The organism is Achromobacter veterisilvae, from assembly GCF_037619525.1.
Taxonomy (GTDB): Bacteria; Pseudomonadota; Gammaproteobacteria; order Burkholderiales; family Burkholderiaceae_B; genus Achromobacter; species Achromobacter veterisilvae.
In genome coordinates, this window is the sequence record NZ_CP148753.1 from 987,943 (window position 1) to 1,000,704 (window position 12,762).

Genomic DNA, 12,762 nt, shown 5'->3' on the forward strand with positions numbered 1-12,762 from the left:
CACAAAGTCGCTTTCATCCCTTGAAAACAGCACTTTTCCGAAAATATGAATAAAAGCTCACATTCATTTTCCGCTGTTTTCCACGAATGAAAAAAGGGGCGCCGACAGGCGCCCCAATGCAACGTCCGGCGAAGGTGCGGCGCGTCCGACAGGCCCTTCCTCGAACGCGCCGGCATCCGTCAAACCGGATCGGCGGCAACCTTTTTCGCCGCGCGCAGCCTGCGCATGATCTGCGGCACGATCACGACCGCGGCAGCGCCCGCCCACAAGGCCATCGAGACCGGGCTGGCGAACAGCACGCCCACGTCGCCGTCCGTCATGGACAAGGCGCGGCGCAGGTTCTGCTCCATCATGTTCCCCAGCACCACGCCCAGCACCAGCGGCGCCATCGGCACACCCAGCTTGCGCAGGAAGTAGCCCAGCGTGCCGATGCCGGCCACCAGCAGCAGGTCGAACGTGCCGGCGTTGATCGCGTACACGCCGATGTAGCTGATGCACAGAATGCCCGGAACCATCAGCCAGCCCGGCACCGACAGCACCTTCGAGAAAAGGCGCACGAGGGGCACGTTCATGATGAACAACAGCACGTTGGCGACGAACAGCGACGCAATCAGCCCCCACACCAGTTCGGGCTTGGAATCGAAGAGGACGGGACCCGGCGTGATGTTGTAGAGCGTCAGCGCTCCCATCATCACCGCGGTGGTGCCCGAACCCGGCACGCCCAGGGTCAGCATCGGAACGAACGATCCGATGGCCGACGCGGTGGCGGCCGCCTCCGGCGCCACCAGGCCCCGCATGTCGCCCTTGCCGAATTTGGCGTCCGGATCCTTCGCTTCGATGATGCGCTTTTCCTGCGAGTACGCGACGGCCGCGGCCACGCTGGCTCCCGCGCCCGGCAGCACGCCGACGCCGAAGCCGACGAAGGCGCTGCGCACGACGCTCCACCAGGTGAACGCCAGCTCTTTCAGGTTGAAGAGCTTGCGGCCGCTGGGCTTGACCTCCACGCTGTGGCCGGCCATCACTTTCTCGAGCATTTCCAGCATCTCGCTGACGGCGAACAGCGCGATCACGACGACGACGAAATCGATGCCGTCGGCCAGGTGCACAGATTCGAAGGTGTAGCGGTAAACCCCCGAATTCGCGTCCACCCCCACGACCGAGATCGACAGCCCGATCATCGCGGCCAGCACGCCCTTGACGGGCTGCTTGCCCAGCAGGCTGGTCAGGCAGCAGAACGCGAAAATCATCAGCACGAAGTACTCGGCCGGACCGAACGCGAGCGCCCATTTCGCCAGCAACGGCGCCAGCAGGATGATGCCGACCACCGACACGATGGCGCCGAAGAACGCCGACCACGCGGACAGCGACAGGGCCACGTTGGCCAGCCCCTGCCGCGCCAGCGGATAGCCGTCCAGCGTCGTCATGATGGCGCTGGCCTCGCCCGGCACGTTCAGCAGGATGGACGTGATGCGCCCGCCATACTCGGCGCCGACGTACACGGCCGCCAGCAGGATCAGCGCCGTCTCCGGCGGCAGGTTCATGGCGAAGGCGATCGGTATCAGCATCGCCACGCCGTTGATGGGGCCCAGGCCGGGCAGTACGCCCACCATCGTTCCGAAGAAGGATCCGATGGCGGCCACCAGCAGGTTCGTCAGCGAGAAGGCGACACCGAAGCCGATGGACAAATGATCGAGGATGCCGCTCATATCAGGCTCTCCAGCAGTCCGCCCGGCAGGACCACGTCCAGCACCTTGTCGAACAGCACGAAAAAGAAAAGGCTCATGACGATGCCGCCGATGGCGCATTTGATCCAGCCGCCCCCGAACAGGCGGCCGACGAACACGGTCATCAGCGACGTGGCGATCACGAAACCCAGCCACTGGAACAGGAAGGCATAGGCCGCCGCGAACACCACCATCAGCGCAATGCGGCCGTTGGCGCCCGGAGGATTCGCTTCGACCGCGTTGCCGCCCTTGTAGACCAGCCGCAGCCCGCACAGGCCGATGATCAGCGCCAGCAGCAGGGGAAAGGCGCGCGGGCCCACGGGCTCATAGGCGAACGGGGCTTCGATCCCCCATCCCGCCGCGGTCATGAAGGCGGAAAGCGCCAGCGCCGCCAGCCCCAATATTCGATCGTTCATGATCACGTTTCCGTTGTAGTCGCATCGCGCGGCGCAGCCTCTCCCGCCGCCGCGGGAAAACCGCGGCGGAGGAGCCCTGACGGGCGCAATCCTGGAAGAAAAGCCTGGCGTTTACTTCTTGACCAGGCCGAAGGAATCGGCCAGTTCGCCGTACCGCTTGACCTGATCCTTCACGTAGGCGTCCAGCTCGGGACCGGTCTTGTTGAACGGGAACAGGCCCTGCTGTTCGCGCAGCTTGTTGAACTCGGGCGAACCGGTCGCCTTGTCGAAGGCGCTGATCCAGAACTGGTAGTCGCTGTCGGACACCTTGGGCCCCACGTAGAAACCGCGGATGATCGGCCACACGATGTCGTAGCCCTGTTCCTTGGCGGTGGGCACGGTGCCCAGCTTGCCCGGCAGGCGCTGGTCGTTGAACACGGCCAGCACACGGATCGGGGCGCCCCCTTCCAGCATGGTGAACGCTTCGGCCGCGTCGCCCATGTAGGCCTGGATATGCCCGCCGCGCAGCGCCGTGACGGCTTCGCCGCCGCCCTCGAAGGCCACGAAGCGCATCTTCTTGAAATCCACGCCGGCCGCCTTGGCGGTCAGGGCGGCCTTCATCCAGTCCTGGCTGCCCACGGTGCCGCCGGCGCCCAGCACGATCTTGGTCGGATCCTGCTTGAAGGCCTCCATCAGGCTCTTCAGGTCGGTGTACGGCGAATCGTTGCGAACCACCGCGACGCCGTAATCGGTGCCGATGGCGGCCAGCCAGCGCACGTCGTTGACGTTGTACTTGCCGAATTTGCCCTGGGCCAGGTTCAGCAGCGAACCGCCGGAGAAGGCCACGATGGTGCCCGGCTCGTTGGGATGCTGGGCCACGATGTTGTTGTAGGCCACGGCGCCGATGCCGCCGGGCATGTAGACGATGCGCATGGCGCTCTTGAGCGCGCCGCTTTGCTTGAGGCCTTCGGTGGCCAGGCGGCAGGTCAGGTCGAAACCGCCTCCGGGCTGGGCCGGCGCGATGCACTCCGGACGGCGGGGCTCTTCGGCCGCCTGGACGGCGCCCAGGGACAGGGTGATCGCGCCAAGCGCCGCGACGGCGGCCAGGCGCAGCTTCAGACTGGTCTGCATTCTTGCGTCTCCGAGATTTATAGGTCTAGGTATGCCTGGAAGCCCCGCCGTGGCGGTTTTCCGCATTGGCTGCCCCAGTTGACGCAACCGTACAAAACCGAAGCTTTCCAACACCTTTCAAAACCCGCCGTTTTCATGACGCGGTGCAGCATCCGGGCCCGATCCAAGGGTAAACACCAGGGCCGCCCGCAAGCCGGGCAAGGGCGCCCGGTTTTCCAGGACGAGGCGCGCGCCCAGGGTTTCCGCGATGGTGCCCACGATGGCCAGCCCCAGGCCCGCGCCGGGCTTGTTCTTGCCGGCCGCCCCCCGGCGGAAGCGGATGCAGGCGCGGGCGATGTCTTCGGCGGACATCCCCGGGCCGCTGTCCTCCACGACCAGCCGGGCCTCGCCGGCGCCGGCCAGTATCCGGACGGTGACCTCCCCGGCGGGCGCGGTGTAGCGGATGGCGTTGTCCACCAGATTGCTGACCGCCTCCCTCAGCAGCCAATCGGCCCCCTGCACCACGACCGACGATTGTTCGGCCTCCAGGCCGATGTCCAGTTGGCGGACCCGGGCCGTGGGAAGCAGGCCGCGGATGACGCCGTCGGCCAGCTCGACCAGGTCGACCGATTCCGGCGCGAATCCGCCTTCGGCCAGGGAAGCGTCCTTGGCGCGCGCCAGGGCGAGCATTTGGTTGGTGGTGCGCACAGCCCTGTCCAGGCCCTCCTGCATCGCCAGAAGGGCTGTACGGACCTCCTGGGGGTCTGTTTCGCGCAAAGCGTAGGCCGTCTGGGTCCGCAAAACCGACAAGGGAGTGCGCAACTGGTGCGACGCGTCGTCCAGGAACTGGCTCTGGACCCTCGCCTGGGCCGCAAAACGGGCCATGTGGAGGTTTACGGCGGCGACTAGGGGTAGGACCTCACCTGGCATGTCCGACGCGCTGACGGGGCTTAAATCGTCCGCAGACCGCCCTTCCACCTCTTGCCTCAAACGGACCAGGGGCCGCAAGGCCATGAAAACGCCCAGGATGATCACCAGGACGCTGATGAGGACCACGGCCAGGTCCCGTTCCACGGAGCGCACCAGGACCTGGTGCAGAAAGGCCTGGCGGGTATCCAGGCCTTCCGCGACCTGCACCACTACCCGTCCCCCTTTGTTTGCGTACAGCGGAGGGTCCATGGGGCGCGCCAGCGCCGCAACCCGGACGGGGGTTCCCTGGTACGTCGCGTAGAAAAACCGCGGTTCGCCGGAGACCAGGGGTTCGGCGGGCATGGGAAGGTCGGGATGGCCGATTTCCGCCAGGCCGTCCTCGGTCGCCACCCGGTAAAAAACGCTGCCATTGGCCGTCAGCTCGAAAAATTCCAGCATCAGGTACGGCTGTTCCATGGCTAATCCACCGCTGGCTGTGGATATGTTGTGGTCGATCGCGCGCAGCGCTCCGGAGAGCGAACGGTCGTAGGCAATGTCGACCTGGTTGCGCAACTGATGGTTCGACAGCCACAGCGCGCCCATCATCACGAACACCAGCGTCGGGATCAGCCACCAGAGCAACTGGGTTTTCAGGGTGCGATTCCGCTTTTTCGGAGAAAAAAATCCCGTTTTTCCCGGACTTCTAGTTGTCAACAGCGTTCTCCAGGCAGTAGCCCATGCCCCGCATGGTCACGATCTGCACGCCGGTATCCGCCAATTTTTTGCGCAACCGGTGCACCAGCACCTCGATGGCCTCCAGGTTGATGTCCGCGTCGTCCGTGAGGATGCGATCGAGGATCTGTTGTTTGTTGATGGGTTCGCCGCTTTTCTGGATCAGCACCCGAAGCACCGAATGTTCACGTGGGGATAACTGCAAGGGTTGTCCATTGACCGTGAATTTCTGGGCCGAAGTCTCGAAAACCAGGTTTCCAAGGGTGAGCCGCGGATGCTCGCGTCCGCGGCTGCGCCGGATCAGCGCGATCAGACGCGCCTCCAACTCTTCCACAACAAACGGTTTCGGCAGGAAATCGTCCGCTCCCTGGTGAAGGGTACCGATTTTTTCGGCCAGCGAATCGCGCGCGGTCAAGACCAGCACCGGCGTACGGTCGTCCCGCGCGCGGATCTTCGCCAGCAAGGTATGGCCATCCATGCCAGGAAGTCCGAGATCCAGGATGACCGCGTCGAATTCTTCGACTGCCAACCGCCGTTCGGCAACCAGTCCGTCGTCGGCCCACTCGACCACGAAGCCGGCATGCCTGGCCAGGCTTCTTGAAAGCCAGCGGGCAAGTTCCGCTTCGTCTTCTATCAGAAGGATGCGCATGGACGGAGTCCGGGGGGGGATGGCTGGGCGGAATGGGAAGACATGTTTGGCTTTTCCTTTATTTCTCTTTATATAAAGACTAATGATTAATAAGGGCTGTGGATAACTACCTTAACCTTGAAAACCTCTTCTTTTTCATCGACTTGGAGCCGTTTTTGCCTGTGCAAGAACTCTGTGTGGGAAAAAAGCTGAAGTTGGACAAGATTTTGGACCCTACCCGAAACCGGTGCTTGTTCAACTTGCCTCCACAACATGTGCACAACCAGCCTGCTTAGGAGTTATCCACAGGCCTTCTTTCCAGGACGGGTGGCAAAAACGGCACTTTTACTCCGAAAACCGCCCTTCCGCATCCCTGCTTTTTTGCCTTTCTGGGGGCCCTCAGAGGCCCGCCAGGCGTTCTTCGAAGCCAGGGATTCGGGGGGAGGAGCCGGGCCTTTCTTTACAGGGGACTGAACAAAAAGTGAGCAGCTTTCGCCGTAGAATCGCGCCATGGCGAGAGAAATCCGAATCAAGAATTCAGGCTGGGCAACTTGGCTGAGAAGCCGTTTGCTGGCCGACAATCTGCCCGCCACCGTGTGCGCGGCGGCGCTGATGGGACTGTTGGGCGCGCTGGCGACGGTCGTCTTCCGGGAACTGCTGGGCTGGATGCAAATACTGCTGGGCGGCGGCGATGCTCCCCACGGCATGGTGTCCCTGGCGCGGGGGCTCAGCCCATGGCAGCGGTTCCTGATGCCGGCCGCCGGCGGCGCGATCGCCGGCGCCATTCTGCAGATGGCCGCGAAACGGCTGCCCAAGCGCGGCGCGGCAGACTATATGGAGGCAATCTCCGTCGGCCGGGGCGTCATCGGGTTCCGCCAGACGATCGCCCGCAGCCTGTCATCCATTTTTTCCATCGGTTCCGGCGCTTCGATCGGCCGGGAAGGCCCCATGGTGCAACTGGCGGCGATGCTGTCCTCATTGACGGGGCGGTATCTGGTCCTCCCGCCCAGGCATCTGAGGCTGTTGGTGGCCTGCGGCGCCACCGCTGGCATCACGTCCGCCTACAACGCGCCCATCGCCGGCGCGCTGTTCATTTCCGAAATCGTCTATGGCGCGATCGCCTCCGCCACGCTGGTGCCGCTGATCGTGTCGTCCGTGGTGGCCAATATCGTTACGCGCCAGATCCTGCACTACGACGCGGTGTTCCACATGCCGCCGTTCGATTTCGTGTCCGGCTGGGAAGTCTTCAATTACCTGGGGTTGGGGCTGATCGCCGGCCTGGCCGCGCCGCAATTCCTGCGGTTCCTGGACGTGGCACGCGGCGCCTTCGGACGCCTGCCGTTTCCCTTGTGGGCGAGGATGGCGGTGGGCGGCGTGGCCGTGGGCGCGCTGTCCGTGGTGAATCCCGCCGTCTGGGGCAATGGATACAGCGTGGTCAACAGCATGCTGCACACGCAGTGGGCATGGCAGGCCGTGGCCGCCATCCTGTTGCTGAAGACGCTGGCCACCGCGGCCAGCGTCGGATCGGGCGCGGTGGGCGGCGTTTTCACCCCGACACTCTTCGTGGGGGCGGCGCTGGGCGCCCTGTATGGCACGGGTCTGCAAGCCTTGTTTCCGGCCGGAGACCTGTCGGCGGTGTCCAGCTATGCCATCGTGGGCATGGGGGCGTTGCTGGCGGCCACCACTTATGCGCCGCTGATGTCGATCCTGATGATCTTCGAGATGACGCTCAGCTACGAAGTCATGCTGCCTCTCATGCTGGCGTGCGTCACCGGCTACGTGATCGCGCACCGCATCCGGCCGGATTCCGTCTATGCGAAGTCGCTGGCCAGCAACCGGCGGGCACGGCATGCCGTCTCCGGCGAAGCGGAAGTAGAAAAGCCTTCCGCCTGAATTGCGAGCAAATACTCGTATTTTAGGGAAAGGAGGAGAAACCGCTCAAAAAAGCGGTTTCTTCATGAATACGCGCTTCAGGCCGATCTCCTCGGCGCGATGCGTTTCGACGTAACCGTAGCGGCGATAGATGCCGATGTTCTCGGTCATCTTTTCCTGCGTGTACAGGCGGATCCAGGCATGGCCGCGGCGGCGCGCCTCGTCTTCGGCGAACCGCAGCAGATGGCGGCCATAGCCTTTCCCCTGCGCGCCGGGCGCCACCGCGACATTGTCCAGCAGCAGGCAATCCGCTTCGGGTATCAATACCAGGACGGCCTGGATGCCTTCTTCCGTTTCCAGCACGTGGACCACGCCTTGCGCGACGCGCGCGGGGTAGTCGTCCAGCATGGGGCCCGGCGTTGCGCCGATGCGCAGGACATAGGGCGAATACGCGTCCGCGACGATCCGCTCGATCGCGGCGATGTCGCTGGCGGTGGCGGGACGTATGTCGAAGGGCATGCGGATTCCGGGGAGAGGAAAGCGATCGGGGATTGAAAATATACGGGTATCCGGCCCGCGCAGGAATGATCGACGGATTAGTTATAGAATTTATAAGAATATGCCGCGTGTCCACAGCAGAGGGCTGCGCGGATCCGAAAAGGAGCGTCCATGGCACCCGAAAAGTCCGTTCCGGCGGGTAATGGCCCGCCCAATCTTTGGGAGCAGTACTCCAAGTTCCACGATGCCTGCGCGGCCGTGCTGGACCGGATCGAACTCAACGAGAATCAGGGCGCTGCCCTCACGGAGAACGAACTGGCCGAACTGAGGACCATGGCCTTGAACCTTCACGCGCTGGGCCGCCTGCTGCATGGCAAGCGGGCCAGGGACCTGGGCCTGCTGTCCGAGCGCCTGGATCGGGTGTTGGAAAACCGCGGCCGGGAGGCTTCCGCCCGAACCCTGGACGGCGAGGAGCCGGAACGGGATCCGGCGGCCGTGACCGGCTGAGCCTGTCGATGAAAAGCGGTCTGGACTGAGCCGGGCTGCGCTGCTGCATTTCAACCGGTTATCTGAATATTGCCCTTTACCCCGAAAATGGGTGTAAACGGGTGGAACAATGGTGCGAACCCATAAATTGGGTGTAATTGGGTGTAGCATTGGTTCCGATGATCCACACAGACTCTCTTCAAATCACTCCTGAGATTCTCAGCCTGATTGCAGGTATTGACGAATTCAAAGGGGCCTGGCGTGCGTTGGGCACGCTGGCGCCCGATCGGCTGTCAGCATTGCGACGAGTCGCCACCATCGAGAGCATCGGCTCTTCGACCCGGATCGAGGGGAGCCGGCTGTCGGACCGGGAGGTCGAACGCCTGCTTTCCAACTTGCAGATCAAGTCGTTCGACACTCGAGACGAGCAGGAAGTGGCGGGTTATGCGGAGGTCATGGAGCTGGTGTTCTCGTCCTGGCAGGAGATCGCGCTAACCGAGAACCACATTCGCCAGTTGCACCGCGACCTGCTGACCCACAGTGACAAGGACGCCTGGCATCGCGGCAATTACAAGACGACTACCAACAGCGTGGCCGCGTTCGACGAAGACGGTAAGCCTCTAGGCGTCGTATTCGAAACTGCCACGCCCTTCGATACACCGCGCCTGATGGTCGAATTGGTGGCGTGGTTCAACGGGGAGCGCAGCACTGGGCGTTTGCATCCATTGTTGCTGATCGGCATCTGGATCGTGGTGTTTCTGGAGATCCATCCGTTCCAGGACGGCAACGGCCGTTTGAGCCGGGTGCTGACCACCTTGCTGCTGTTGCAGGCGGGTTATGCCTATGTACCTTACAGCTCACTCGAAAGCGTGATCGAGCAGAGTAAGGAAACTTACTATCTGGCACTACGACAAACCCAGGGCAGCATCCGAACGGATGCGCCGAACTGGCAACCCTGGTTGGTATTCTTCCTGCGGGCCCTATCGCAACAAGTGCGTCGATTGGAACGCAAAGTCGAGCGCGAGAAGCTGGTGCTGGCCAAGTTGCCGGACCTGGCATTGAAGATCGTCGAATTCACGCGCGAGCATGGCCGCATCACCATGGCCGAAGCGATCCGCCTGACCAGCGGCAACCGCAATACGCTCAAGCAACATTTCAGGATGCTGGTGGAACAAGGGCACCTGGCCCAGCATGGGGGTGGGCGTGGGACTTGGTATGAATTGCGCTGAGATGCGTGTCGCGAAACTCATCCCAGGAAGGCCTTCAAGTTTGGACGGGTCTTCTCGTATTCCGAGAGAGAGGGAACCGAATCAGAGTCGCCTGCGTAGGTGGCGCACATGAACCAGGCGTTGTACCAAGCGCGGAATGAGGCCTCATGTCGGTTGGGCGAAATGTTCTCCGCGTTCTTAATGGCAGTCCGACACTCTTGAGCGCCCACGGCGCTGAATCGTGAAGAGCCCTGGTATTGCACCGCGCGGTTACGGACGAGCTGTGTCTCGGCTAAGAAAAGTTGGGCCTTCGCGTTGTAATCAGCAACCAGTTTCTGTTCTTGCGCGGCTTTCGCTTCAGTCTTTGCCGCCTCCGCGCGTTGTGTCTTCATAACGCCAGCGGTCAGAAGCACCCCTGCGCCCAGGGCGATAAAAGCCACGACGCCCGGTTTGAAAGTCAAGTTCGGAGGAAGGCGCTTCCTCATGAAGATTCCCACAATGACGGCCACCAACACGGCGGTGCCGAAGAAACTTGCCATGTTTGCGAACACGTACCAACCGACAACGAACAGTCCGAAGGCCACCACGGGGAAGAGCACACACGCGACAATTCCAAGTAACGGTCTGCCAAATTTATCGAACACAAACATCTCCCGGAGAAAAATCGTTATAAATTCTATAACGATTTGGGCTGATTGTGTGTGAACATTGCCATAAGTGATCTTTCGTATCTTGCGCGTTTATGCCGTCGGCTTGCCTCTCGCCTCTGACATGCTTCTTCGCCTTACCGGGACTTCGCAAAGCCCTTCGCCAGCCGCCAGCGGGCCATGAGCAGCAGTCCTCTCATCGAGTAGCAAATCAGCAGGGCTCCCGATGCGTCTCCAATGAACATTGCCACAAGCGATTCAATGCCGGGGGGATTGACGGCCGTCAATAGTGCCCAGGCGAAATGCAGCGTAGCGTTCAGAAGCGCGTAGAGGACGATGCAGAACAGCAAGCCAGCAGGCGTCAGATTCCGCAAGTTCTTCCCCATCTTGAGAACCTCGCGCGCCAAGAAGTACGCTGCCAACGGTGCTACAGTGGCGATCACTCCGCCGACCGCTGATCGAAGAAAATCGTCCGGAAAGAAATAGAAGAAGCACGCGATCCAAGACGCGACCAGAAGGCCGGTTGCCCCTGCAAACCCGAATAGAAGCGTCGCCAAGAGACGAACACCCGCCGGCAGATATACCCAGTTCACGCCGCGCACGAACTCGGATTGTGTGAACACCCACTCGTTCGCCGCCAGGCTCAGTAAAAAGGCCACGGCCGTAACTGAAGCCCATTTCAGGTGGTCAAGCGCGCTTGTCATGTGAGGCGACGGTGGGTTAGAGTTTTGAGCGACGTTAGTGATAGAAGAGCATGACTCGCCCCGCAGATATCTACATCCGCTTTCTGCGTCTGGCAGAAGCGTTGAGTGGACTACCTTCTCTCCCATCCTTGGATCCGTTGGAAGAACGGATTCTGACATTCATCGCCCTTGCCTCGCGTGAAGACCGTTCATTGTCGGTGCGTGACGTGATGAGGGCAGATGATATTGGCTCGCCCGCGACTTTGCACGCCCGCTTGAAGTCGATGCGCGAAAAGGGCTGGTTGACCTTGGACGATACGGAAGACGCCCGCCGCAAGAACGTGGTCCTCACTCAAGCCGCCCTTAAGCATTTTGATCGCCTGTCCGCGTGCCTTGTCGAAGCCACAAAGAAGGCCTGATCACGAGCGATCTTTATTTCCCGATACAGAAGCTGGAAAAAATCTCTCCCAGCAGATCGTCGCTGGTGAACTTCCCGGTGATGCTCGACAGGCTGTCATGCGCCAGCCGCAGTTCTTCCGCGAATAGATCCAGCACCCGGTCGTCCTGTTCCGCGTGTTCGCCGGCCAGCGCCAGGTGTTCCGCGGCGTCCTGCAAGGCGCGCAGGTGCCGTTCGCGGGCCAGCCAGGGGGATTCAGCGCCGGGGTTCCAGCCCGCGATCCGCAGTAGTTCGGCGCGCAGCGCATCCAGGCCGATGCCGCCCTTGGCCGAAATGCCCAGTTCCCCCGGGCCGGCGGCAAAGGCGGCGGCCAGCAGGTCCACCTTGTTGAATACCTTCAGGACGGGCGTGCGCGGCGGCAGGCGTGCGGTGATCTGGGCGTCCAGTTCGTCGCCGGGTTGGGTGGCGTCCTGCAGGTGCAGGATGAGGTCGGCGCGTTCGATTTCCTGCCAGGTGCGGGCGATGCCGATGCTCTCGACGGTGTCTTCGGTATCCCGAAGACCCGCGGTGTCGACAATGTGCAAAGGCACGCCGTCGATGTGGATTTCCTGCACGACTTTGTCCCGGGTCGTGCCCGCGATCGGGGTGACGATGGCGATGTCGTCGCCGGCCAGGGCGTTGAGCAGGCTGGATTTGCCGACGTTGGGCTGCCCGGCGAGCACGACGTGCAGGCCCTCGCGCAGGATCACGCCCTGGCGCGCCTGCGCGATCAGGCTGGCCAGGTCCGCGGTCAGCGCGTCGAGCGTGGGGCGCGCCTGATACTTTTCCAGGAAGTCGATTTCCTCTTCGGGGAAATCCAGCGTGGCTTCGACCAGCATGCGCAAATGGATGATGCGGTCCGACAGGTCGTTCACGCGTGCAGAGAATTCGCCCGACAGGGAGGCCATGGCGCCGCGCGCGGCGGCCACCGACGACGCGTCGATCAGGTCGGCGACGGCCTCGGCCTGGGCCAGGTCCATGCGGTCGTTCAGGAAGGCGCGGCGCGTGAATTCGCCGGGTTCGGCCAGCCGGACGCCGAGGTCGCGGCCCGCGGTCAGGCAGCTTTCCAGCACGCGCCGCAACACCGCGGGGCCGCCATGTCCCTGCAATTCCAGCACGTCTTCCCCGGTGTACGAATGCGGCGCGCGGAAGTAGATGGCGATGCCTTCGTCCAGCAGTTCGCCGGTCTCGGCCTTGAACGGCAGGTAGTGCGCGTGGCGCGGGGTGAGTTCGCGCTGGAACAGGCGGCGCACCAGGCTGGAAAGGTCTGCGCCGGACACGCGAACGACCCCGACGCCGCCTCTTCCGGGGGCGGTGGCAATGGCGGCGATGGGGGCGTAGGCGGACATATTTCTGCGTAGGCGAAGCGAGAACAATAAGGGAATATAACTGTTGCGCGGGGGCTTGTTTGGTGGTTACTGTGGCCCCGAGGTT

The 12,762-nt window shown here is 62.6% G+C and carries 13 protein-coding genes; 4 read left to right on the forward strand and 9 right to left on the reverse strand.

Going from position 1 to position 12,762, the window contains the following annotated elements; genetic code table 11:
- Positions 1–179: 179 nt before the first annotated feature.
- From WHX56_RS04635 to WHX56_RS04655, 5 genes are all read right to left on the reverse strand, one after another.
- The gene (locus WHX56_RS04635; RefSeq protein WP_129241772.1) at positions 180–1,706 is read right to left on the reverse strand and encodes a tripartite tricarboxylate transporter permease; all 1,527 of its coding nucleotides are present in this window, start codon (positions 1,704–1,706) and stop codon (positions 180–182) included.
- The gene (locus WHX56_RS04640; protein ID WP_338880585.1) at positions 1,703–2,140 is read right to left on the reverse strand and encodes a tripartite tricarboxylate transporter TctB family protein; all 438 of its coding nucleotides are present in this window, start codon (positions 2,138–2,140) and stop codon (positions 1,703–1,705) included. Before WHX56_RS04640 ends, WHX56_RS04635 begins: the two co-directional genes overlap by 4 nt.
- A gap of 111 nt (positions 2,141–2,251) precedes the next feature.
- Positions 2,252–3,250, reverse strand: a complete 999-nt coding sequence (locus WHX56_RS04645) for a tripartite tricarboxylate transporter substrate binding protein (protein WP_338880586.1) — start codon at positions 3,248–3,250, stop codon at positions 2,252–2,254.
- A 117-nt stretch (positions 3,251–3,367) separates the two neighbouring features.
- Positions 3,368–4,852: a sensor histidine kinase gene (locus WHX56_RS04650; RefSeq protein WP_422393638.1), complete on the reverse strand. Its 1,485-nt coding sequence runs from the start codon at positions 4,850–4,852 to the stop codon at positions 3,368–3,370.
- Complete coding sequence (locus WHX56_RS04655) at positions 4,842–5,519, reverse strand: response regulator (protein WP_129241776.1); 678 nt, start codon at positions 5,517–5,519, stop codon at positions 4,842–4,844. The genes WHX56_RS04650 and WHX56_RS04655 overlap by 11 nt, the downstream gene beginning before the upstream one ends.
- 489 nt (positions 5,520–6,008) lie before the next feature.
- Here WHX56_RS04655 and WHX56_RS04660 point away from each other — a divergent pair, with 489 nt between their 5' ends.
- Positions 6,009–7,391, forward strand: coding sequence for a ClcB-like voltage-gated chloride channel protein (locus tag WHX56_RS04660; protein ID WP_338880587.1), 1,383 nt, complete (start codon positions 6,009–6,011; stop codon positions 7,389–7,391).
- A gap of 45 nt (positions 7,392–7,436) precedes the next feature.
- Here WHX56_RS04660 and WHX56_RS04665 read toward each other — a convergent pair whose 3' ends face one another.
- Positions 7,437–7,889, reverse strand: coding sequence for a GNAT family N-acetyltransferase (locus WHX56_RS04665; RefSeq protein ID WP_129241778.1), 453 nt, complete (start codon positions 7,887–7,889; stop codon positions 7,437–7,439).
- A gap of 150 nt (positions 7,890–8,039) precedes the next feature.
- On the opposite strand from WHX56_RS04665, the gene WHX56_RS04670 reads away from it, so the two are divergent.
- Positions 8,040–8,375 (forward strand): hypothetical protein, encoded by a 336-nt coding sequence (locus WHX56_RS04670; protein ID WP_129241779.1) that lies wholly within the window; start codon positions 8,040–8,042, stop codon positions 8,373–8,375.
- Positions 8,376–8,533: 158 nt separating this feature from the next.
- Positions 8,534–9,583 (forward strand): Fic family protein, encoded by a 1,050-nt coding sequence (locus WHX56_RS04675; RefSeq protein WP_338880588.1) that lies wholly within the window; start codon positions 8,534–8,536, stop codon positions 9,581–9,583.
- Positions 9,584–9,600: 17 nt separating this feature from the next.
- Here WHX56_RS04675 and WHX56_RS04680 read toward each other — a convergent pair whose 3' ends face one another.
- Positions 9,601–10,206: a hypothetical protein gene (locus WHX56_RS04680; protein WP_338880589.1), complete on the reverse strand. Its 606-nt coding sequence runs from the start codon at positions 10,204–10,206 to the stop codon at positions 9,601–9,603.
- Between the two features lie 140 nt (positions 10,207–10,346).
- Entirely contained in the window at positions 10,347–10,913 is a 567-nt protein-coding gene (locus WHX56_RS04685; protein WP_338880590.1) for a hypothetical protein, read from the reverse strand.
- Positions 10,914–10,963: 50 nt separating this feature from the next.
- Between WHX56_RS04685 and WHX56_RS04690 the strand changes: the two genes are divergently transcribed.
- Complete coding sequence (locus WHX56_RS04690; RefSeq protein ID WP_338880591.1) at positions 10,964–11,311, forward strand: winged helix-turn-helix domain-containing protein; 348 nt, start codon at positions 10,964–10,966, stop codon at positions 11,309–11,311.
- Positions 11,312–11,324: 13 nt separating this feature from the next.
- On the opposite strand, the gene mnmE is transcribed toward WHX56_RS04690, so the two are convergent.
- Positions 11,325–12,677, reverse strand: coding sequence for a tRNA uridine-5-carboxymethylaminomethyl(34) synthesis GTPase MnmE (mnmE, locus tag WHX56_RS04695; RefSeq protein WP_338880592.1), 1,353 nt, complete (start codon positions 12,675–12,677; stop codon positions 11,325–11,327).
- Positions 12,678–12,762 lie beyond the last annotated feature (85 nt).

Excerpts from the sequence above, each read along its gene's own strand:
- WHX56_RS04635 (WP_129241772.1), bottom strand. The coding sequence starts at position 1,706 with ATGAGCGGCATCCTCGATCATTTGTCCATCGGCTTCGGTGTCGCCTTC.
- WHX56_RS04640 (WP_338880585.1), bottom strand. The coding sequence starts at position 2,140 with ATGAACGATCGAATATTGGGGCTGGCGGCGCTGGCGCTTTCCGCCTTC.
- WHX56_RS04645 (WP_338880586.1), bottom strand. The coding sequence starts at position 3,250 with ATGCAGACCAGTCTGAAGCTGCGCCTGGCCGCCGTCGCGGCGCTTGGC.
- WHX56_RS04655 (WP_129241776.1), bottom strand. The coding sequence starts at position 5,519 with ATGCGCATCCTTCTGATAGAAGACGAAGCGGAACTTGCCCGCTGGCTT.
- WHX56_RS04660 (WP_338880587.1), top strand. The coding sequence starts at position 6,009 with ATGGCGAGAGAAATCCGAATCAAGAATTCAGGCTGGGCAACTTGGCTG.
- WHX56_RS04665 (WP_129241778.1), bottom strand. The coding sequence starts at position 7,889 with ATGCCCTTCGACATACGTCCCGCCACCGCCAGCGACATCGCCGCGATC.
- WHX56_RS04670 (WP_129241779.1), top strand. The coding sequence starts at position 8,040 with ATGGCACCCGAAAAGTCCGTTCCGGCGGGTAATGGCCCGCCCAATCTT.
- WHX56_RS04675 (WP_338880588.1), top strand. The coding sequence starts at position 8,534 with ATGATCCACACAGACTCTCTTCAAATCACTCCTGAGATTCTCAGCCTG.
- WHX56_RS04685 (WP_338880590.1), bottom strand. The coding sequence starts at position 10,913 with ATGACAAGCGCGCTTGACCACCTGAAATGGGCTTCAGTTACGGCCGTG.
- WHX56_RS04690 (WP_338880591.1), top strand. The coding sequence starts at position 10,964 with ATGACTCGCCCCGCAGATATCTACATCCGCTTTCTGCGTCTGGCAGAA.
- mnmE (WP_338880592.1), bottom strand. The coding sequence starts at position 12,677 with ATGTCCGCCTACGCCCCCATCGCCGCCATTGCCACCGCCCCCGGAAGA.